The following is a 22,401-nucleotide window of genomic DNA, read 5'->3' on the forward strand; positions in this document are numbered from 1 at the left end:
AGGAGCATATCATGGACATTTCGTTTTATGAAGTAATTATACCGAAATTAAGAGCCCTAGCCAATAGCATCAAGGAACCAGGATATATGAAGTACTTGGAGAAGGCTAAAAACTCGTGGACTCCTCTTATAAATAAAACACCTAAACCTCCAGCTATAGTGTATGGTGTTGACGGTGGCTCAAGAGGAGTTGATTTCAAAGGGTTTACTATAGGTTTGGCTACAGCGATAAGCGTAGGATATGTATTTGAAGGTAACGTCTATAAAGTACTTGAACCCATGAAGACTGCTTTTGTAGGTAAAATCATTCCTCCCGTTGATGTTAACGAGAGAGTTAACTTGTACAGAGAAATACTTGAAGGGAAAATAGCTGTTCATTCATGTAAGAATAATGCCTTAGTATTGATGGATGGCTCTATATCGTCTATACTTGTTAGACCAAGGCCTAGCCCTCGTGCTAAAGGACGCTACATGATCATAGATGACGTGATTAATAGTATTAAAAACAATGACAACGACTATTTTAAGGAGTTAGCAGCATGTATAGACAAAACACTTTCCTCCATAAGCGACCTTAATGAAACACCAATATGTAGCAGCTTAATGCAGCCTAGTGCTTTAGATAGAGAACTATATGATGTGGCTTCTGTTGTTATAGAATACTTGGAGAAACTTTATGTATATGGAAGATTACTAGAACGCGTAATCAACGGCTCTTGTAAATTAATATTTATTGCGAAAACCAGTCATTCAAGAGAAATATTTGAGTCAAATTACCCAGACATATTTATTTTCGAAAAATTAACAAAGACACCTGGTAGATCTATTGAGGTATTGAAGAGACTTGCAGAGTATAAGGATCTTCCCATAAGTATTCTCGAAGAAGAATTTGCAAAACCTCTTGAAATGTTCTTGGTTGCAGGTTCACTATACTCATACATGAGACTCGAGGAAAACGGGCCTGTTCTTAAAGTAGAAATTATTGGCGATTACATGGAATTACAACATAATGAAGCAGATCTACTTGATGAAATATATTCAATGCTTCTAGCGATATCGAACAACGGGTATCCCCATCCTCTCAGAATAGCCCACATAGACTCTCATATAACATATAGTGATGTAGAAAAAATACTTCGGTTACTAGGTTTAGACATAGAGGTTACTGGCAGAGAGGTGCTTGAATGAGTACTCAACAGAGCCTCTACGGAGATGAGATTGGTGCTGTAATAGGCGAGTCTAGCCCTTCAACAATACTCTTTATAGTCAATAATAGGAAGAATATTAGACCACGACTAGGCGAGTACGTTATAGTAGATTATGGTGAAGATGTTCCTAGTAATGAAAGATACGTCTTGGGAATGATAGAGAATATTATCTGTGGAAACCCTCTTGTCCCTGATGAACTCGATAACCCAAACATTATTGAACGTTTACGTGTATTTGAAGAATCAACAAGAAGAACTTATCTAAAAGGTGTTGTACGTCTCCTTAGTTTTGTAGATACATTACTTAGTAAGAAACCGAAAGTAGTAACACCCAAGTATCCCCCACCGCCTTTATCTAAAGTTTATAGAGCAAGTAATCATCTTCTAAAGAGCGTGTTCTCGAAAAACGATAGAGGATGGATTAGAATAGGTGTACTTGCAAGCCATCCACAAGTACCATACAGTATAAATGTTAACATGATTGTTCAACGACACTTGGCAATACTGGCTGTTACCGGAGCTGGAAAATCAAACACTGTAGCATTAATAACGTCTAGAATAGTTGATGAACTTAATGGAACAGTACTAATATTTGACATGCACAGCGAGTATGTATACTCTAATTTAAGCAACAAAACAAATATCATTCAACCAGTTCTGAACCCCATATACATGCATCCACAGGAACTGCAACAACTATTAAGAATTCCGGCAAATGCATGGAGACAAGAAAGGCTTTTCAGAGAAGCACTCCAAGCAACACGAAAAGCTATTTTTGATAAAGAAAACCCACAACCATATAATAAATTCTTCGAGTTACTAAAAGAGAATATTTCTAGAGCCGCAAGAAGTCTTGGCAAAGAATGGAGTGATGTAGCTCATAGTGTTGAAATAAAGGTTGATGATCTTCTTGATAGATACGGGCATGTATTTAAGTACGATGTTTCAAGTGACCTAACTGAAATAATAAGACCAGGCTACTTGAACATCATGGACTTAGGAGAGATAGATGAAGAAACTGCTGATGTTGTTGTGAGTCATTACTTGAGGAGAATCTATTATGAAAGAAAAAAGAACGTTATTAACTCTAGTGAAGGATATCCTGATCCTGTTGTTCTAGTGCTAGAAGAAGCACATATTCTCATACCTAGAAACGATAGTACATTATCTAAATATTGGATAGCAAGAATAGCGCGTGAAGGAAGAAAGTTTGGAATAGGTTTAGTTCTTGTTAGCCAGAGGCCTAAGGTTATTGATGAGAACGCGCTTAGCCAGACAAATAACAAGATAATACTACGTCTTGTTGAACCAAGTGATTTAAGATACGTGCAATCTGCTAGCGAGTATCTTAGCGACGAGTTACTAAAGATTCTGCCAAGCCTGAATGTAGGCGAAGCAATAGTTATTGGTCTAATGAGTCCTCTACCAGCCATAATCAAAATAGATGAGTGCATAGGAAAGAAAGGCGGCAGAGATATTAATGCGGTTGAGAAGTGGCTCAAGAAAGAACGTGCTGTTGAAGAGGGATTAAAATTAGCCTCAGATATAATGGGCTTCTAACTTTTAATCAAATATATTGGAGTCAACACAATCTTGCCATATAAACTCATTATTAATGAACCTTATGACGTATATTTATCATTTTATCCATCATTCATATATCCACTCTTTGAGATTCGTAAGAAAGACTCTATCTGTATACTAAAGAAGACCATAGGGATGTACAAATGCTCCACAATAAGTATTAAAGACAATACTGTGTACTTCACAGGTGTTAATAATAGTATTGTGCAGGAATGGCTTGGACTATGGTTTAAGCCTTGGCTTTTACTAAATGAGGTTGATCGAAAATACCTTGGTTTTATTGAAAATCTTGTTGAAAAATTCAGTAGCATTAGGATAGCTATCTCGGGGGAGGATAAACCATGGGTATTTCTATCAGTGTTTCTATCGAGGAACACTAGTTTTCATACAAATACTGTTAAGTGGATCAGAAAAATAGGCTCCATTGAGCCTATTAATCCTTTCAATATTGACCCTGCAAATGTAGGTGGTAGTTATCAACTAAAACAGCTAGCCGAAATTCTTAAAACAAGATCTATTGTTGACAAGTTAGTAACCCTCATCAGTAGAATATCTACAGAAAAAGATGCTTGGAAAGCAAGGGCTAACTTACTCAAAATAAAATATGTAGGGCCAAAAACAGTTGATGCATTTCTTTTGTTCACAACAAGATATAGTTTCTTTACACCAAGCGATAGACATTATAAGTCGTTTATACAAAGTTTTTTGGATAGAAAACTAAATTTACCTTTGAAAAAATATTGCCTTAGATATACATGTTTTTCATGTCCATATAATGGTTCATGCCTTACAGGATGGAGTATTAGTTCTTTTGGTAGATTAAGCGGGTGGATACAAACGCTTTCATATTTGTACGGCAATAACAAGATAGCTATCTGACTTGTCCAAGAACTTTATATACATAATAAATTCGTTGAATCACAGTTATAACCGATAATATTAATAGTACATAGAACACTACAATAGCTGTAAACTTATTGTATATTGATAAGATAGCTATGCTGAATATAAATAGTATCCTCTCAGCTCTTTCGATAAGACCTATTCCTTCCATTTTTATGCCCAAGGCTTCTGCTCTAGCTCTGGTGTAACTTATCATAAATGATACAAGTATCAGTATAAACACTTCTATGACACTGACTTTTAGTACATAATATAGAGATAAGATAAATAACCCGTCAACAATACGATCGATTGATGAGTCCAGGAATGCCCCGAATTTCGTTACTTTTCCTGTTATACGCGCTAATGCCCCATCTAGTACATCAAGGAATCCTGTTACCAGAATTAATATAGCAAAGGCTATGATGTCATTGTTTAATGCCGCATATAGTGCCAGCAATGATACTGGTAACGATAATATTGTTATATGGTTTGGAGTAAGCCCTGTTTTTGATAAGATTTTTGCTATATATTCGATGTATTTGGAGAAGATTTTCCTGAGTCTAGTCAGCAATACACTCAGCACCACAGATTTCTTTACATATATTCTTCATAACTATAGCATCTTTCTCGAGGATCGGGCTTTCACTAATTATTACGCCATCAACACCTACTTCTACTAATCCTTTACATATTATTCTAAAATCAGGCCCATAGCCTTCCTCTGCTAACGTGTGATGTTCTTTCTCTCCACCTTTTCCATAATCTATTTTCGAGAAATGCATGTGTAGAGGTGAAACAGCATTTTTACCTAGTTCTTTCTCTATCATAGTAATTACTTCGATTACATGATCTATCGTCGTAATGTATTTTCCTTGGCTTCTAGCATACATGTGTGCCCAATCAACAACAGGTTTACAGTTATCAATATTCCTACAGATCTCTATATTTTCTTCAAGTGTACCAATCTGCGTAACTTTCCCTGTTGTTTCAGGTCCTAACCAAACATTTTTTGCACCAATACTTTTCCTGAATTCATCAACTATTTTTAGGGCTTCAATAGTTCTTTTCACCGCCTCCTCAGGAGTTGTTCCCTTATAGTATCCTGGATGAAATACCACAATATATGCCTCCATCCATTTACAGGCCTGTATACTATCTTCGAGCCTCTTGATACTTGCTTCAAATATTTTCTTCTCAGGTGAACCAAAGTTTATGTAGTATGGCCCATGCATACTCAAGAGAACATCATACTTCTTGGCCTCTTCACCTAATCGTCTCGCTTTTTCCTCACTTATCTTAACTCCTCTGACTGCCTGGTACTCAAACGCATTGAGCCCAATACTATGAAGAAACTCTGGTACGCCAGTAATATCAGTCTTTTTATAGTCTACAGGCTTGCCAGCAGGACCAAAACGCAACTTCGGCATTATCCTCCCTACCCCACAAACAATTAATTCGTCAAGACACCTACCTTAGTTAGAAATATTCAAGGAAAGAATTTTAAGGAAACACCCTAATGAATTGATTTTACACGAGTAATTCGCATGCGGTGAACAGTAATGTCAAGTGATTTATTGAAGATAGAACAGGAGGCTGATAAGATCATTAAAGAAGCCGAAGAGAAAGCAAAGAGAATATTAGAGGAGGCAAGAAAGAAAGCTGAAGAAATACTTTCAAAACCTATACCTTTAGAGGAATTGCAAAGTGATGCCAAAAAGATCATTGAGGAAGCAAAGAAGGAAGCAAAAGAATTTGAAAGGAAAGCAATCGAGGATGCCGAGAAAATTAAAGAAGAAGCAAAAAAGAATTTCGATAAAGCAGTCAAACTTGTCGTCTCTATTGTAACTGGTGTAGAGTAATGGCGCCACCAATAATTCTTAATAAACCCGCACGTATGTACAAAGCCTTAATTGTCGTTAGCAAGAATGATAGAGATAAAACTATAAAAGTACTTCAAAAAACGGGATTACTGCATATTGCTGAAAAAGAACAGAAGGTAGTAGACTACATTAAACTCTTGGATAGGATAAGGCGTGGACTAGACAAAATTGAGTACATGTTTTCTTATATCAGAGGCATGGTAATCGATGTAAAGATAACAGTAAATGACATAATCGAAACAGATATTGAAAAAATACTTAATGACGTTGATGACATGTATGAAAAAATAAGGTTTCTCGAAGATAGTATCAGGAGACTTAGAGAAAAAATCAATACCCTTCAAAACCTTCATACAATGCTTAGTCTTCTGCCTCGTAATCTATCGCTCGACTATATATCATTTGATGGAAAGTATGTCTCAGCAAAACTAATTTATGGCCCCATTAGTAGCGTGAATGCTTTTCTTGAGGAAACTAGAGTAGTAGTAGAATACAAAGTTACTCACCAAGAACACGTGTTAGCAATTATTATTTACCCCAAGTTTATTGAAGAAGAGGTTTTGAAGAATATTCGTTTACAAGGAATAACACTTATCCAAATACCTACTGAATACATGGAGAAGTATAGATTAATTGGTGAATTAGTTACTGCACTCGTGAATGAAGCAAAATCATTATCTGAAAAAGTAAGTGAAACAGAAAAACAACTAGATAACTACATAAAACAGATTATTGAAGACCTAGCTAAATACAAAATAATTCTCGAAAACACATACAAGAAGATCGAAGCAATAACAAATACTGTCCCGAGAAAATACCTGACATTAATAGAGGGATGGGTTCCCAAGAAATATGTAGATAAACTCTATAGTGCGCTAGGAAGCCATGGAATTAAATGCTATATTGATTTAAAGGAGCCTTCTGCAGTTGATGAACCCCCATCATTACTCGACAATCCTCCAGTAATAAATTACTACGAGCCTATTGTCAAGTTCCTTGGAGTACCTAGATATAATGAGTGGGATCCTACACCAATAATATCGTATTCATTTGCGCTCTTCTATGGACTGATGATTGGCGATATGGGTTATGCTATAGCTTTAATACTTATAACATTTCTACTTCTTGATAAACTGGCAGGTTATAGCGAGAGCATTGACTACATAAAATTTAAGAAATCATTCATAGTATCAAACATCGTAGGTTTTGCAGTAGGATTAATAAGTGGCACATTCCTTGGCGATGTCTCAGACCGTTTAGGATTCAGACCTGCTCTCACATCATTGTTTGGCGGTATATCAGCCATATTCACTGATCCACTGATGTTCCTTGTAGCTTCAATAATAATTGGGCTCATCCATGTAAACATAGCACACATCATAGCCCTAATCAAATTCATTAAAAACAAGAGTGTAGGCGAAATCTTATCAGAAACGGGCTTATTCGTATCAGAAATATTCGGTATACCATACATAATGTATAAAATGCTACACGTGAGCCTCCCATTTATAAACGATTATAACGCCTCGTTATTCCTCTATGGTGCACTAGTAGGCGTCTTAATGATAATAGTAGGCATGATAAAAAGTATGGGGGGACTAGGACTACTAATGTGGATCTTCAACATAACTGGTCTTCTAGGCGACGTACTTAGCTACTCGAGAATAGCTGGCGTAGGGCTCGCAACAATATATCTTGCTACAAGCTTCAACACAATGGCTTCTATGGCATACAACGGATTAGTTTCAATGATGCATGGAAACCCTGTGGGAGTAGCATTAGGAATAGTAGTAGCACTTCTTATCGCTATATTTGGTCACTTCATAAACACTGCATTGAGTGCTATAGGTGCATTCATTCACTCACTAAGACTTTGCTTCGTAGAATTTCTAACGAAGTTTTATGAAGGAACAGGTTACCCGTTTGAGCCATTGAAAGTAGTTATTAGAAGAAAACTTGTAATAGAGTAAGAAAAATATTTTTGATTAAGTATCTACACACAACATGTTTAACATTGGTGATTCATAATGACAACACAAAGAATAGTATTTGAGGGAAGAAGATTTAAGGTTGTTACAGAAGATCACTTGCTACCCAATGGTAAAACCGTATACCGAGAATATGTAGACTTTCCTGAAACAGTAATGGTTCTTCCTGTACTTGATGATGACAAAATTGTACTTGTCTACCAGTATAGGGCACCAATTAGAAAATGGATCTATGAGGTGCCTGCGGGTGTTGTAGAGCCTGGTGAAGATATTGAGGAAGCAGCTAAAAGAGAGCTTCTTGAAGAAACAGGCTATATACCAAGGAGGCTAGAGAAGGTTTTCCACTTATACTTAGCGCCCGGATATAGTACCGAAAAAATACATGCATTCATAGCAACAGAACTAGAGAGAAGGGAGCCTCAGCCCGAAGCTTATGAAGTCATAAAAATTGTTGAACTACCACTAGACAAGGTAATCGAAATGATAAAAAACAAGGAAATAGAGGATTCTAAAACAGTTGCGCTAATACTCTATTACTACAACTTTATTTACAAAAATAAAATTAAGCATTAATCACAAAATATTAGGATAAAAACGTAATGTAAGAAAAGATATAGGAGTAATTTTAATGAATAGGGATGATAAATAATGAGTTTACCTATAGAGTTAGAAGATCTAAAAAAGCAATTGAGTTTAAGAATAGTAATTGATGGCCCAGCTAGTTGGGCAACAAGAGGATTAATAGAAGATGTTGATGAATATGTTCTATCCACATTAGATATGCTACTAAGCGAGAACCTACCTGAAGACGTAGAATACGAAATCCAGGAAGACACTAATCTCTGCTCAATAGAGCCCAGCGAACCCGATTGTGAAAGAACTCTTGTGGTCGCCCTATACCGTGTTAACGAAGAAAATCCAATAGCATACATAATTTTCAACAGGATCATTGGCGATAACACATACGAGTTTTCATTCAGGAAGATAATAATTAAACAAACCTAACCGTATTCAATAATAGAATGATAGGAGATACATTTTTCTATCAGACTACGACTAACTATGATTTCGGCGTTTTCACAACGGATAGATTGAAGAAAGGTGTCTAACATGGTTGATCCTATAGCACAAGGGCTTGCTTTAGCAGGTGGTGCATTAGCTTTAGCGGGAGGAGTCCTAGGATCTTCCTTGGGAATCGGTGCAGCTGGTTCGGCTGGTGCAACAGCGCTAGCCGAAGACCCTAAGCAGCTAAGAAACGTTCTTCTACTAGCAGCTTTGCCCATGACCCAGACATTTTATGGACTTATAGTATTGATAAACATAATATTCTATGTTAGTGGGCACGCAGAATTAGATATAGCAAAAGGACTAGCTGTTTTAACAATAGGGTTCATGGTAGGAGTAGCTGAGGCTGCTTCCGCTAAGAAACAAGGAGATATTTGTGCAGCAGGTATTATCGAGCTACCTAGGACACGAGGAAAGATAACATTTAATGCTGTCATACTGGCCGTTTACGTAGAATTGATTGGTATCTTAGGAATGGTATTCTCATTCATGGCCTTATCATTGATCGGATAAATATGGGTGTCCTATAGATGACTGACCCAATAGCGCAGGGGCTAGGGTATGCTGGCGGCGTTATGGCTCTAATAGGAGGATTGTATGGAGCATCTATAGGTATAGGACTGGCCGGAAGTGCTGGAACAGCAGCCATGACAGAAGATCCACAACAATTTAAGAAAATACTTCTACTTGCAGCATTACCTATGGCACAAATATTCTTTGGCCTAGTCATAATGCTAAATTTTATCATTTACGTAAATAATCATCCCGATATAGACATTATGCGTGGCTTAGCATTACTATCAATAGGTTTTATGGCGGGTGTTGCACAAGCTTATTCTGCTAAAAAACTAGGCGATGTCTGTGCTGCAGGTATAGCTGAGCTTCCGCGTACAAAAGGAAAAATAACTTTGAACACAATGATTTTAACTGTCTACGCTGGTCTAATAGGTATTCTCGCGCTTGCACTCTCCTTTATGGCTATATCATTGATCGGATAAGAGGTGATCCATATATGAGTCATGGTTCTTTAGAGGAGTTACGGGAAAAAATATTGGCGGAAGCCAGGGAGAAAGCTAGGAAAATAATTGAGGATGCCGAAAAGAAGGCAAAAGAAATAGTAAGCAAAGCCGAAGAGGAATGGAGAAGAAAACTAGAAGAAGAAAAGAACCATATAATAAACGAAGCAAGGAAACAAGCATCAGCAATACTCTCTGAAGCAAAAATAAAATATAATCTCACTATATCGAAAGCCAAAAATGAAGTTCTTGAAGAGGTTTTCAAAAAAGCAAAAGACGTTCTTAAACAGAGAAGTTTCAATACCGAGAAAAGCCTAGAGGTACTTCTCTCAGAATCGATCCAGTATCTTCCCGAGGAAACCACCGAGATAACTATCATAGTCAATCCTCGCGACGAAAACATCATAGAGAAAGTAGCAAATTCCATTCTTAAAGATAAAGTGAAGTACAAGATAGTTAAGGACGATAAAATAATAGGTGGGATAATAATAGAGTCCCCTGAAGGCATAAGGATAGACAATACTTATGAAACAAGACTATCTAGAGTAAAGGAGGGCTTCATTAATAAAATATCGGAGATTCTTTGGAAGAAATGAGGTAAAACAACAATGATGCTCATCACCTGTAAAAGCGAAATTGATGAACCCCACAGATATACTTTGATGTATTCTTTAATGGGTAAAATACTTAAACGTGACGAGTTTGAACACTTCATTGAATCTCATGACCTAATATCTGCAATTAAAAGCATTGCATACAAACCTATTGGTTCATATTTAGGAAAACTAACAGTCATAGGCATTTCTCTAGAAAACATAGACAAAGTCCTTGAAGAATATACCAGAGATACACTATTATTCGTATACGATAACACGCCAACACATCATAAACAAGTACTATATGATATTGAAAAACCTTACGACTTAATGAATCTCAGCATAATGTATTCAAGTCTACGTGAAGGAAATAAGGCAGTACCTGTCTTCCCTGCTGGAACAATATATGTTGGCGGTAAGAAAGTTGAGGACGAGAAAGATATTCTAGAAATAGTTAGAGAACTTGGTTTAACACAAAAACTAGAAGCACATATTATTGAACAAGCCCGGCCAGAAGTATTGATATTAAAAGGGTTTGAAGTTCTCCAAAAAATTTACTTTAAGCTTAAAGATAATGTCTTAAAGCGAATATATGGCTTGATATACGATTACGCCCTGGTACGAAGTATTAGTGCTTTAGGAAGAGAATACGTTGAACAAATCTCGGTCAATCCTATACTCATTAGCAGGGAAGTAATAGACCTAATTGGTAGAGAGAAAGTAAGCTATGAAAGTATCATAGAGTCTGTAGTAAAACATGATGATATACTAAAAAGTATCTATAGTGATGTTTCAATGCTTGCCAGAGGATTTACTGCACTAGACTATACACATGCTATCAACATGCTTGTAAGCAGTAGTAATACAATAATGCCAGGAACTCCACACCCATATATAAGGGCGCTATTGCTGGTTAGAGCAGAGTCCATATTTATGAGGCTATCAATATTGGCTCTCCTCGGGTATGTAGAAAAAGATCTTGTTAAAAACATCATTAATAGATGGTGGATTAAATGACTGCACCTCTTCAACGGAAAAAGATCCTTGTATTAGGAGACAAGATTCTTGCTTTAATAGGTAGTGCAGCAAATGCTTCATCGTATGTTATTGACACCGATAAATGCACTTACCCCCAAGAACTTGATGAGCATATTGAGGAATATGGTGTAATAATAGTTGATGAAGACATTTATAACAAGTGTAGCAACATTAAAGCTCTTGTAGATAAAGTGTTCGAGAAAGCCCTTGTAATAGTATTGCAGTCGCCTAAAAAGATTGGTGAGATAGATTACAAGAAGTACTATGAGGAATTCGTCAGCAAGACAATTGGTTTAAAGATATCTTTTTAGTTTAAACATATATTCCTCAATACAGATACACGGGCTATGGGTGTTTTGGTTGAGTCAAGACATCAATAAAGGTGTCATTAGGAGAGTTTCAGGACCCCTCGTCATAGCTGATGGTATGAAAGGTAGCAGGGTATACGAAGTTGTCGAGGTTGGTGAAGAAAGACTTATCGGCGAAATAATAGGTGTTGAAGGAGAGAAAGCTATAATACAGGTCTACGAAGACACTACAGGCCTACGTGTAGGCGACCCTGTTTACGGTACGGGCCATCCTCTTGCCGCTGAATTAGGTCCTGGACTCATAGGATCAATTTTCGATGGAATTCAAAGACCTCTGCCGATTTTGTCTGAGCTTGTAGGAATATTTGTAAGGAAAGGAGTGAAAGCCTCTTCTCTACCCCGCGAGAAAAAATGGCATTTCAAGCCATTAGTTAAGAAAGGAGATAAGGTTGAGCCCGGAGATATCATAGGTGTTGTCGAGGAGACAAGTATTTTCCAACATAAAATAATGGTTCCGCCAGGCGTTAGCGGTATTGTTGAGGAAATAGTGCCCGAAGGAGAGTACACTATCGTAGAACCTATCGCGAAAATTAATGGTACAGAAGTTACGATGCTTCAAAAATGGCCTGTTAGAAAACCAAGACCATATAGAAAGAAGCTAGAACCATACATGCCGTTGTTTACTGGACAGAGAGTAATAGACTTCTTCTTCCCCCTAGCACGTGGAGGAAAAGCCGCTATTCCCGGAGGATTCGGTACTGGTAAAACCATTACATTACAGCAGCTCACCAAGTGGAGCGAAGTCGATGTAGCAATCTATGTTGGTTGTGGCGAGAGAGGAAACGAGATGGCTGATGCTCTACATAGTTTCAGGAAACTAAAAGACCCAAGAACAGGAAAGCCCCTTGTTGATCGAAGCGTGTTTATCGCAAATACGAGCAACATGCCTGTAGCAGCTAGAGAAGCTAGTATCTTCCTCGGGGTAACATTAGGTGAGTACTTCAGAGACATGGGGTACAATGTACTGCTTGTAGCTGATTCGACAAGTAGATGGGCTGAAGCTATGAGAGAAATTTCCGGTAGACTAGAAGAGCTCCCAGGAGAAGAAGGTTATCCAGCTTACCTGGGTTCAAGACTGGCTAGTTTCTATGAGAGAAGTGGTCACGTAATAACTCTTGGTAGGCCCGAGAGAGAAGGAAGCCTCACCATAATGGGTGCAGTGTCCCCACCTGGCGCTGATTTCTCTGAGCCAGTTACACAAGCCACTCTCCGTATTGTTAGAGCACTATATGCTCTCGATGTGAACCTCGCGTATAGAAGACATTATCCAGCAGTTAACTGGCTGACGAGTTATAGTCTTTACGTCGAGAATGTTGCTGAATACTGGCATAAAAACATAGATCCTGAGTGGAGGAAACTACGAGATGAGGCAATGACAATCCTCCAGAAAGAAGCTGAACTAGAAGAACTTGTCAGGCTCGTGGGTACAGAAGCTCTTCCTGAAGAAGACAAGCTTGTACTAGAGGTAGCTAGAATGATTAGAGAAGACTTTCTGCAACAAAACGCATTCCACCCGGTTGATACTTATTGCCCGCCAAAGAAAGCGGCATTAATGATGAGAGCAATCCTATTATTCTACAATATGGGCTTGAAGGCTGTTAGACAAGGTGTAACTGTTGATAAAATACGTGAGCTTCCTTGTAGAGTAAAAATAGCTAGAATGAAGGAAATACCCAACAAGGATTTTGAACCCGAGTTCAAGAAACTCTTCGATGCAATAAAGAATGATTTCTCAAATTTACTAAAGGAGGTGGGGTTTAGTGAACACATCATATAGCCTGGCTATAAGAGAATCACGTAAATTATATAGGGCTCAAGGAAGCCTACTAATTGCTGAACCTCTTCCCGGTGTAAAGTATGGAGAAGTAGTTGAGGTAACACTTGGTACAGGAGAAACAAGGCTTGGCCAAGTAATCGATGTCAGCAGGGAAGCAACAGTAATACAGGTATTTGGCGGCGTAAGTGAAGTTGATCTAAAGAACTCTAGCGTGAAATATAAAGGAGAGACATTCAAAGCACCTGTAAGTATAGACATGCTTGGAAGAATGTTTGATGGTTTAGGTAGACCTATTGATGGAGGACCACCGATCGTCCCAGAAGACTACCTTGATATAAATGGTTCACCATTGAATCCGGCTGCAAGACTGCCTCCATCAGAATTCATTGAAACAGGTATTTCAGCTATCGATGGCTTGAACAGTATTGTCAGAGGACAAAAACTACCCATATTCTCTGGCTCAGGTCTGCCTCACAACAGAATTGCTGCACAAATCGTTAGACAGGCACGTGTTAAAAAGACTGAAGAGAAATTCGCCATAGTATTCGCCGCTATAGGGATTGCTTACGACGACGCAATGTTTTTCATAGAAAACTTCAGGAAATACGGCGCTCTAGAACATACAGTGGCTTTCATAAACACAGCAGATTCACCCGTAATCGAGAGAATAGCAACACCAAGAATAGCATTGACTGTAGCAGAACACCTAGCTTGGAAACACGATATGCATGTACTAGTCATTCTAACAGACATGACAAACTACTGTGAAGCATTAAGAGAATTGAGTGCAGCAAGAGAGGAAGTACCAAGTAGAAGAGGATACCCTGGATACATGTACACAGACCTAGCATCAATATATGAGAGAGCAGGACGTGTTGAAGGCAAGAAAGGAAGTATAACACAAATGCCCATACTAACAATGCCAGACGACGACATAACTCATCCTATACCAGATTTGACTGGATATATAACCGAGGGGCAATTAGTCTTGTCAAGAGCGCTATGGCATAGAGGAATCTACCCGCCTTTCGACATATTAATGAGTCTCTCACGTCTAATGAAAGACGGTGTTGGTCCGGGTAAGACTCGTGAAGACCACTACGGAGTATTCATGGAACTTTACAGTGCCTATGCAGAAGGAGTTAGACTAAGAGAACTATCTGTAATCGTTGGTAAGGAGGCGTTATCACCAAGAGATAAGAAGTATCTCGAGTTCGCTGATAGGTTCGAGAGAGAATTTATAGGTCAAGGCGAGTATGAGCGTAGAACAATAGAGGAAACGCTTGACAAGGGATGGGAATTGCTTGCAATTCTACCAGAAGAAGAACTGAAGAAAGTTAGTATAGAACATATACGTAAATACCATCCAAAATACAGGAAAAAGAGTAGCACAACCTAAAGCATTTTCACTAAAAGAATCCTCGCAATATAATATTTTGCAGCATTTTCTAACCCAACAATTGCGTCAAGAGCTTCTTCAACACTTCTCCCCCATGCAAACACTCCATGGCGTGGTACTATAACTGTTCTAGCACCGTTAATGAAGGCATTAACAACATTTCTGGCTAATTCGAGAGAGCCCGGCGGAGCTGGATCCACTAGTTCAACCTTACCAGTACTATACTCTATTTCCGAAAATGTTTCATAAACCCAGTTGACCCCATTCACAGACGCAATACCCGTAGCTAATGGTAAATGTGCATGGAGAACTGCCTTGGCTTCACCAATGTTTTCATATGTCATTATATGTATTCTATACTCTATAGATGGCTTGTAAAATCCCTTAAACTCCTTTGTTTTCATATCATATAATACGAGATCATGAGGTTTAAGCTTATTTTTGGGAATACCGCTTGGAGTTATCCAAATATACTCGTCTATACGTATACTACCATTTCCTCCACGAGGGTTAGTAAGTAGTGTTTCTACAAGAAATTTCATTGCCCTAATTAACTCAACTTTATATTCGGACGTGCCATTTTCCACATTGGCCACCTTTTCGGAAATTTGTATTATAATAAAGACAGTGCTTCCTCTAAATCTCTATTAAATCACCTGCGCCAGCAATAACTACTTTATCATTATATTTTTTAACAACATAATCTATTGCACGCCTCCCACTACAATGAAGAGGAACAAGCATATTCACTTTTTCCATAAGTTTGTCTATTGTTTGAACTATAACATTATCTGGAGCATTTGCTAAGTGTAAACCACCTATGACACCATGAACTTCATCGTTAAAATAATTCATCACTTCCTCAACAATATTATTTATTCCGGGATGGCTGCATCCTGTTATAACTAGTAACCCCTTATTACTCCGTATTACTAGTGATTGTTCCCATGGTGGACCATAGAATGGTTTTGTCACATAAATCCTGCTTGTTATAGATAGCCAGTCGAGTACTTCACATGGCCTTAATCCTTGCTTTTTGATATACCCAATTACCGAAGAACCTGGATCATAGGGCAGATATACAGAAGAGGATGGGGCCAGCCATCCTATGTATGGTAATCCCCCTATATGGTCTGAATGTGTGTGCGATATTATAGCGGCATCAATAAGGCTTAGATCTATATTCAACTTTTCAGAATTATACTGCAGTATATCACTTGAAGGACCTGTGTCGAAAACGAGTATTAATCCATAGGCTTCAATATACAATGAAAGACCATGTACTCTTTTTAACATTTTATGCTTAGTTTCATCATTGACAATAACCGTTATGGTTATATCATTGCTTCTTTTATTCGTAGCCAAAACAAATTACACCAGATCATTCCTATGGTTTCTCAAATATACTCTCTACACCTAAATTAGGTTCTCTATACTAGAAGATATAAATCGTGCTTGACTGAAACATAATTACGACTACAAAATACTCGATGTGAATAGAGGAGGTGGGTGTAAATATTTTTATCTTGTATCTTTGCGAAAAATACTATGTTTATTTCTTAACAAAGTAGTTTACTAATACATTGGCAAGATGTTCTGGTTTTGTATACCATTTGTCGTATTTATAGTCTTTATTAGCTATTGTTACTATCACGAATTCTCCTTGGTCTTTTACTGTTGCTACAACATTGTTATCCTTAATTATTTGGAAAACACTAGGGCTTCTATCTAGTATTTTGTATCCAGGTAGTTTTGCTATGATTAAGGTTTTTAATTGCTTTATGTAGTCTGACATGGTTAATCACTAGGGAAAAGAAGTATCTCTGTATCCTTCTTAAACTTTACCTTCTCTTTGTTTCCATAACCGCTACTAGCTGTTTTCAACTAGTATGTTACCCCTACAAGTGCAAACTTTGATGTTTCTTTTCCTCCACATACGCTTTTTCCTTTCTTAGGAAGTTCTATAGGCGATTCGACAATTGTACCTAAGACTCCTCTACCTGTTATAGATTCTATTTCTTCTGCACACTCCTCGGTCTCGTCCCATGGAGTTATTATTAATCCTTTTCTACCAGAGTATTTCTCGAGCTCGGTACCATCAACGTACATCGTCATTTTCTTCACATGTTCTAAAGCACGCTGATAAAGTACGTTCTCTATGTCTCTCCATACATCTTTAAGAGCCTCTATAAACTCATCGAGTTTTACTGTTCTCTTTTCTCTTCTATCCCTTCTTGCGATAGTAACAGTTTTGTTTTCTACCTCTCTTCTACCAACTTCAATTCTCGTCGGAACACCTCTCATGTCCCAGTAATAGTATTTCCATCCAGGAGTATGTTCTGGGTCGTCATCAACGTATGCTCTGATACCATGTTTTTCAAGAATGTTCTTGACCTCATAAGCATAATCAACTATATGTTTTTCTTCGCGTGTCGCAATAGGTACGATAACTACTTGAATTGGTGCTATTTTAGGCGGGAAGAATAAGCCCTTGTTATCACCATGGATAGCAATTACTATACCTAAACTACGTTCGGATACACCATAGCATGTTTGGTAAACGTATTTCTCAGTACCATCTTTATCCTTGAATTTTATCTCGAATGCCTTCGCGAATTTTTGCCCAAGATTGATTACTGAACCTAATTCAAGAGCTTTACCATCAGGCATGGGTGCTATGAAGTCGTAATTGTATTCAGCTCCAGAAAACGTGTCCCAAGGTGGTGTTAATACTATGAAGTACGGTATTAGTAGTTCGTCGTAGAACTTCTTGTAGATCTCTATGGCTTCTTTTATTTGTTTCTCGGCCTCTTCCATTGTTGCATGAGCGGTGTGTGCTTCGATAAACGATACTATTTCTCTCACTCTAAGAATGGGGTGTGTAGCTTTGGTTTCATAGCGGAATACATTTACTATCTGGTACATCTTTACAGGTAAATCTCTCCACCCTTTTATCCAAAGACTCCACATGTAATACATTACTGTTTCACTAGTAGGTCTCACGTAAAGTCTTTCAGTAAACTTCTTTGTCTTGGTACCTTCAACAACATAAGTTTCTCCACCAAAACCCTCGAGGAAATCTTTTTCCTTGGAGAACACTGATTCAGGTATCATAGTTGGGAAATAAGCTTCCTCATGCCCTGTTTTCTCAAGGAGTTCAATTAATATTTTCTGTATGTTCCTTAGAGCCTTGTATCCGTATGGCTTCCACACATACATTCCTTTTACTGGATAACGAGTATCCATTATCTCTGCTTCGCGTAGAATTTCTTGATACCATCGAGGAAATTCCGCATACTTATCTATATCGAAAAGATATTTCCCCTGTTTCTTATCCTTCGCTGACATATCATTACCCACCTATTGGTTTCTGTAGAAACACATCTACTAACATACGTGACTTATAAAACAATCAATATATTAACTCATTTTAATGCTTTATTGTATTCAACACTATTTCATCAAGGACATGAATAGCCTTTCTTATTTCATTAACAAACATTCTCCGATAAATTTTCTTAATCTCACTACACATCATAGTTTTTTCGTTATGCCTTATTTCTACACCAGGTAGTAACAGCTTTTCTTCCCCTACAACAAAGACATCATCTTTAATAATAGAGTCTTCATATAGAGACTCGATTAATTTGATGTAAGCCAAAGCAGGAATGAATATTGAGGAAAAGTCTCCATTTATACTATGGATAGCATATGCTTTTACGAAACTTCTTGTTAGCAATCTAATTATTTCTGCCGTATCGATTTTATTGGGATACAACATTAGCTGTTTGAATTTATTTAAGAGTATTCTTGCTTCAAGAGGTAGATCTTCTTTATTCTCTAGATACTTGGCTACTTCATAGTAAAATCCATCTAAACGGTAAACGTTTCGAGTACATAGTGTGTAAACAATATTTTCAACAAATTTATTAAGGTTCACAATTGTTTCCTCAGATACCTCCTTGCCATCATCAAGATTCGTATGATAGTTCAAACGAAGCTCTTGGAGAGTATGTATTGTTAATGCAGGTATCCCATTTAGTGTAAACATGAAGCTATCGAAGTACGGTGAATCAAGCTCAATTCTATCACTTGTAACTCCGTGTTCTTCACCTATTTCAAATAATGATTTGTATAAGCAAGGATTCGCTGATATTCTAAACTTATTCATAAATACTGCATCAATATTGATCACAGCATATATTTTGTCTATATTTCTGAACCTGTTTTTAATATAGCATCTACTCCCCCAAGACCAGTACCAGCCTGCATAATTAGGTGCACCTGATTCCTCGGCAGTAAATGATATGATCCGTAACGTCTTCTTCATATGTTCTCTCGCAAATCTTTTTGCAACCCATAGTATAGCATTGACACCAATAAGATTATCTGAAAAACCAGTAAACCAGTGATCGTGATGAGCAGTTACAAGAACTTCTTCATCTGTACTCCCATTAATTATACCTTCAACATTATACCCTACGGCATCATGTACAACACTTGTTCTAACGTAAAGTCTTATGGTTGTTACGCGTTTTTTCATAATAAATAACTTGTCTTCTTTCCTAATACTAACTACAGGAATAAGCGGAGGTAATCCTTTTTCGAACGGAAATCCGTTAACACCTGTTATCACAATCCTTCTGTACCTACCAGGATTTTCATCATAGAAGACAACTGCTACAACATTATTGGCAAAAAGTTTGTTAACAACATATTTAGCGTCATCAGGGTCTTCGGGGAAAGGTATTATTACTATTTTACCAGAAACATCATTATTGACATATATTTTGTCCCCAATATATCCAGCAAAAACTATTGGTGCTTCTAAGTCTACAGATAAACTATATGGTAATGCATGACATTTCATTGTTCCTAGAGGAGTTTCTATAAAACATTCTTCCTCTCTCCACGACAACACATTGACTGGCTGGAGTTTTACGTCATCGACACCAATATCTTCTAATATATGTTTAAGCTCATGAGCAACAACATTTTCTTGTGACGTGCCAGTTATAGTCTCACTATACATGACCTTGGGGATCATACTTAAACTCACTATTTTAGCACCTCACCTACAATCTCCATAACTTATAAACATAGTTTCGTCATTAAATAAAATAGTAGTTACAATACATCCTATGCCTACGGTGATTATCATGGCTAAACTACTAGTAATGAATGTAAAGGATCTAGACAACTTTATAAAATATCTTAAGGAGAAAGGATACAATATTATCGAGGGTCAACACGCTGTTTTAACTGATAATAGTGAAATAGAAGAATTCCACATAATTAAAAATAATGAGTTGAAAGGACTCATGCTAGCCCACTATATAACACCTTACTATAAGACAATTATCGAAAACAAGGATAAAAGCGATGAAGAAATCTTAAAGGCACTGATAAAAACAAAGCATAGCACTGAAAAATGGAGAACACCTGTAAATCCAATTGCTCTGATCATAGAGGATCCGACTATAGAAAATGCTATAAAAGACTACAAGGACGATTATCCATCGCTTGATGCCAGAAAGTATTCAGAATACTATAAGGCAAATACACCCGATAGGACAACAATCTTTAGCAACGCATTATCTCATATTTTAAGTACTTTAGCTAAGCATAAACATAATGAAAATCAGTAAGGAGAATACTCTTCATCACATACCTGTTCTGGAGACCGTCGTTTCATCACTATGATAACTTTATCTTCGAGACCCAACTAATATTCTTATCCGTGAAAGAGGTGTACTTAATGGGTTTGGGAAGTAAGATAAAAGCCATAATTATGATGACAAGACCACTAAATAGCTTCATGACAGGGCTCGCAGTAGTATTTGCATTTTTAGTTAACAACAATTACATGTTCAACACGCATACTTGTCTTATAGGGTTTTTGACAGGATTCCTAGTAAGTTCTGCATCAATGCTCATAAATGATTATGTTGACCTAGAGGCGGATAAGATAAATAAGCCGTGGAAACCATTGCCTCAAGGGTTAGTATCACCAGTAACAGTCTTGACATTGAGCCTAGTCTTACTAACAATAGCAATACTCATCAACTTACTGATTTCGCAGATAGCGTTTTTCACAGTACTAGTATTATCGATAATAGCGTATTCTTATAGTTTCATGAGAAGATATTGGTGGAGTCACTTTATGGTAAGCATTGGAACAACTGCACCGTTTATATATGGTTATGTGCTTGCAGGCTTACCTAGGGAATATCTGCTGTTCAATATTTGTTTTATTGTTGTCATATTCCTGATAAATTCTGCAAGAGAGTTCACGAAATCTATAACTGATATAGCAGGTGACAAGAAATTAGGGTATTCAACTATAGCCATAAAGTATGGCGAGAAAAATGCTGCAAAAGCAGCATTGATCTTTAGCATTATTGGAACAATTATAGCTGTTGTTCTAGGTGTCATGGGTTATGCGAGTATCATCTATACAATAATGCTCGGCATTGCTGGATTATGGTTTACAGCAAACGCATTTAAAGTCTATATTAATCCAAATAAAGAAGTTGCCCACAAGGCTAAAAACAATATGATAAAAGCAATGCTCTTAGCGCTCATAGGGTACCTGCTATCTAGGATCCAATGATTTCTTTTACTATACTCTTATACCTCTTTATATTCCTCGTCTCCAAGGGATCTAGTCCACGTAGTCTAGCAAGTTTAACACTAGCAAGTCCAAGTAATAGACTGCCATAGAGTAATTTCTCTAGCAGTGTACGTCCCTTTAACTCTACTGTATATGTTTCAATACCTGCTTCACTATATATGGTCTTCATGAATTCAATTAGTTTCATACCAGCCTTGTCTTCAGGATCCACTACTAGTAATGCAAACCAGTCTCTTCTATAAGGCTCTTCCCACCCAACAATGTCATTATGTGCCCATTCGGGAGATACATCAGTTTTCACGGGTATTTTTGCGTTCTCATTAAATTCATTCTTACCTCTTATAGCAAGTACCTCGAGTGGTGTATGTGTTGCTATTACTAGATCTTTCTTCTTCTCATTGATCTCTACAGCAATTTTATATGCTTCTTCCATAGCATACTTCATGTTCTCTTTAATGAACTCAAGAGCATTAGTCGCTTCTTCCTTACCGACAATACTAACACCACTTACGTCAAGCACTCCTAGAACACCATATAGCATTTCTGGTAGAGCTGTACGTGGAGCTATTCCCTCAATGACTTTTACCAAGGGTATACCACGAGACTCAGCCTCTTTGGCTAAATATCCATCACTAGTAATAATGACGATATTCGTGTTCCTAGCGAGTGCTTGTTTGTAAGCACTTATCGTCTCAAGTGTGTTCCCACTATAACTTATCACGAAGACAAGGTCTTTTTCAGAGACAAAAGCTGGTAGCTTATAGTCTTTTGAAACTATTACGGGTACACTATTGTCTTTCATGCGAGCCAAAGTATATACATAATCACCAACACAACCACTCCCGCCCATTCCAGTTATTACTACAATTCTAGGCTTCTCCCTAACTCCTACTTCACCCCACTTCTTTAAGCCACGCTCCATCTGTTCTATCCAGCCAAGATAGAGTTCCTCCACGACAAATAT

The 22,401-nt window shown here is 37.5% G+C and carries 24 protein-coding genes; 16 read left to right on the top strand and 8 right to left on the bottom strand.

Features of this window, described 5'->3' with window-relative positions:
* The first annotated feature begins 11 nt into the window (after window positions 1–11).
* The 3 genes from J4526_01020 to J4526_01030 are packed head-to-tail and all read left to right on the top strand — an operon-like array spanning window position 12 to window position 3,670.
* Window positions 12–1,187: a DNA double-strand break repair nuclease NurA gene (locus J4526_01020; GenBank protein WFO75510.1), complete on the top strand. Its 1,176-nt coding sequence runs from the start codon at window positions 12–14 to the stop codon at window positions 1,185–1,187.
* Window positions 1,184–2,767 (top strand): ATP-binding protein, encoded by a 1,584-nt coding sequence (locus J4526_01025; GenBank protein ID WFO75511.1) that lies wholly within the window; start codon window positions 1,184–1,186, stop codon window positions 2,765–2,767. Before J4526_01020 ends, J4526_01025 begins: the two co-directional genes overlap by 4 nt.
* Before the next feature lie 33 nt (window positions 2,768–2,800).
* Entirely contained in the window at window positions 2,801–3,670 is an 870-nt protein-coding gene (locus J4526_01030; GenBank protein WFO75512.1) for a hypothetical protein, read from the top strand.
* On the opposite strand, the gene J4526_01035 is transcribed toward J4526_01030, so the two are convergent.
* Both J4526_01035 and J4526_01040 read right to left on the bottom strand, forming a co-directional pair.
* Window positions 3,663–4,247, bottom strand: a complete 585-nt coding sequence (locus J4526_01035; protein WFO75513.1) for a CDP-alcohol phosphatidyltransferase family protein — start codon at window positions 4,245–4,247, stop codon at window positions 3,663–3,665. The genes J4526_01030 and J4526_01035 overlap by 8 nt on opposite strands.
* On the bottom strand, window positions 4,237–5,103 hold the full coding sequence (locus J4526_01040) for a TIM barrel protein (GenBank protein WFO75514.1): 867 nt from the start codon (window positions 5,101–5,103) through the stop codon (window positions 4,237–4,239). The genes J4526_01035 and J4526_01040 overlap by 11 nt, the downstream gene beginning before the upstream one ends.
* A gap of 132 nt (window positions 5,104–5,235) precedes the next feature.
* Between J4526_01040 and J4526_01045 the strand changes: the two genes are divergently transcribed.
* From J4526_01045 to J4526_01095, 11 genes are all read left to right on the top strand, one after another.
* The gene (locus J4526_01045) at window positions 5,236–5,535 is read left to right on the top strand and encodes a hypothetical protein (GenBank protein ID WFO75515.1); all 300 of its coding nucleotides are present in this window, start codon (window positions 5,236–5,238) and stop codon (window positions 5,533–5,535) included.
* The gene (locus tag J4526_01050; protein WFO75516.1) at window positions 5,535–7,526 is read left to right on the top strand and encodes an ATPase; all 1,992 of its coding nucleotides are present in this window, start codon (window positions 5,535–5,537) and stop codon (window positions 7,524–7,526) included. The genes J4526_01045 and J4526_01050 overlap by 1 nt, the downstream gene beginning before the upstream one ends.
* Window positions 7,527–7,583: 57 nt before the next feature.
* Window positions 7,584–8,117 (top strand): NUDIX hydrolase, encoded by a 534-nt coding sequence (locus J4526_01055; GenBank protein ID WFO75517.1) that lies wholly within the window; start codon window positions 7,584–7,586, stop codon window positions 8,115–8,117.
* A 75-nt stretch (window positions 8,118–8,192) separates the two neighbouring features.
* On the top strand, window positions 8,193–8,549 hold the full coding sequence (locus J4526_01060; protein ID WFO75518.1) for a hypothetical protein: 357 nt from the start codon (window positions 8,193–8,195) through the stop codon (window positions 8,547–8,549).
* 105 nt (window positions 8,550–8,654) lie between these two features.
* Window positions 8,655–9,122, top strand: coding sequence for an ATPase (locus J4526_01065; GenBank protein WFO75519.1), 468 nt, complete (start codon window positions 8,655–8,657; stop codon window positions 9,120–9,122).
* A 17-nt stretch (window positions 9,123–9,139) separates the two neighbouring features.
* A complete protein-coding gene (locus J4526_01070) occupies window positions 9,140–9,607 on the top strand; it encodes an ATPase (protein WFO75520.1) in 468 nt (155 codons plus the stop codon).
* Between the two features lie 14 nt (window positions 9,608–9,621).
* Window positions 9,622–10,221 carry a hypothetical protein gene (locus tag J4526_01075; GenBank protein ID WFO75521.1) on the top strand — a complete coding sequence of 200 codons (600 nt, stop codon included), beginning with the start codon at window positions 9,622–9,624 and terminating at the stop codon, window positions 10,219–10,221.
* Window positions 10,222–10,299: 78 nt separating this feature from the next.
* Window positions 10,300–11,238: a hypothetical protein gene (locus tag J4526_01080; protein ID WFO75522.1), complete on the top strand. Its 939-nt coding sequence runs from the start codon at window positions 10,300–10,302 to the stop codon at window positions 11,236–11,238.
* Complete coding sequence (locus J4526_01085; GenBank protein ID WFO75523.1) at window positions 11,235–11,570, top strand: hypothetical protein; 336 nt, start codon at window positions 11,235–11,237, stop codon at window positions 11,568–11,570. The genes J4526_01080 and J4526_01085 overlap by 4 nt, the downstream gene beginning before the upstream one ends.
* A gap of 61 nt (window positions 11,571–11,631) precedes the next feature.
* Window positions 11,632–13,404: a V-type ATP synthase subunit A gene (locus J4526_01090; GenBank protein WFO76268.1), complete on the top strand. Its 1,773-nt coding sequence runs from the start codon at window positions 11,632–11,634 to the stop codon at window positions 13,402–13,404.
* Window positions 13,388–14,803 carry a V-type ATP synthase subunit B gene (locus tag J4526_01095; GenBank protein WFO75524.1) on the top strand — a complete coding sequence of 472 codons (1,416 nt, stop codon included), beginning with the start codon at window positions 13,388–13,390 and terminating at the stop codon, window positions 14,801–14,803. The genes J4526_01090 and J4526_01095 overlap by 17 nt, the downstream gene beginning before the upstream one ends.
* Here the strand turns inward: J4526_01095 and J4526_01100 are convergent.
* From J4526_01100 to J4526_01120, 5 genes are all read right to left on the bottom strand, one after another.
* Window positions 14,800–15,345, bottom strand: coding sequence for a class II aldolase/adducin family protein (locus J4526_01100; GenBank protein WFO76269.1), 546 nt, complete (start codon window positions 15,343–15,345; stop codon window positions 14,800–14,802). The genes J4526_01095 and J4526_01100 overlap by 4 nt on opposite strands.
* Window positions 15,346–15,439: 94 nt before the next feature.
* A complete protein-coding gene (locus J4526_01105; GenBank protein ID WFO75525.1) occupies window positions 15,440–16,168 on the bottom strand; it encodes an MBL fold metallo-hydrolase in 729 nt (242 codons plus the stop codon).
* A gap of 187 nt (window positions 16,169–16,355) precedes the next feature.
* Window positions 16,356–16,598 (bottom strand): hypothetical protein, encoded by a 243-nt coding sequence (locus tag J4526_01110; protein WFO75526.1) that lies wholly within the window; start codon window positions 16,596–16,598, stop codon window positions 16,356–16,358.
* Window positions 16,599–16,687: 89 nt separating this feature from the next.
* Complete coding sequence (locus J4526_01115; GenBank protein ID WFO75527.1) at window positions 16,688–18,151, bottom strand: proline--tRNA ligase; 1,464 nt, start codon at window positions 18,149–18,151, stop codon at window positions 16,688–16,690.
* Window positions 18,152–18,233: 82 nt separating this feature from the next.
* Window positions 18,234–19,862, bottom strand: coding sequence for a M28 family peptidase (locus J4526_01120; protein ID WFO75528.1), 1,629 nt, complete (start codon window positions 19,860–19,862; stop codon window positions 18,234–18,236).
* Between the two features lie 100 nt (window positions 19,863–19,962).
* Here J4526_01120 and J4526_01125 point away from each other — a divergent pair, with 100 nt between their 5' ends.
* Together J4526_01125 and J4526_01130 are read left to right on the top strand one after the other, a co-directional pair.
* On the top strand, window positions 19,963–20,451 hold the full coding sequence (locus tag J4526_01125) for a hypothetical protein (GenBank protein WFO75529.1): 489 nt from the start codon (window positions 19,963–19,965) through the stop codon (window positions 20,449–20,451).
* 110 nt (window positions 20,452–20,561) lie between these two features.
* On the top strand, window positions 20,562–21,416 hold the full coding sequence (locus J4526_01130) for a geranylgeranylglycerol-phosphate geranylgeranyltransferase (protein WFO75530.1): 855 nt from the start codon (window positions 20,562–20,564) through the stop codon (window positions 21,414–21,416).
* Here the strand turns inward: J4526_01130 and J4526_01135 are convergent.
* Complete coding sequence (locus tag J4526_01135; protein ID WFO75531.1) at window positions 21,403–22,392, bottom strand: bifunctional phosphoglucose/phosphomannose isomerase; 990 nt, start codon at window positions 22,390–22,392, stop codon at window positions 21,403–21,405. The two genes, J4526_01130 and J4526_01135, sit on opposite strands and share 14 nt — an antisense overlap.
* Window positions 22,393–22,401: the final 9 nt, after the last annotated feature.

The sequence above is a fragment of the Desulfurococcaceae archaeon MEX13E-LK6-19 genome (genome assembly GCA_029637525.1).
In the GTDB taxonomy this organism is placed as follows: Archaea; Thermoproteota; Thermoprotei_A; order Sulfolobales; family Desulfurococcaceae; genus MEX13ELK6-19.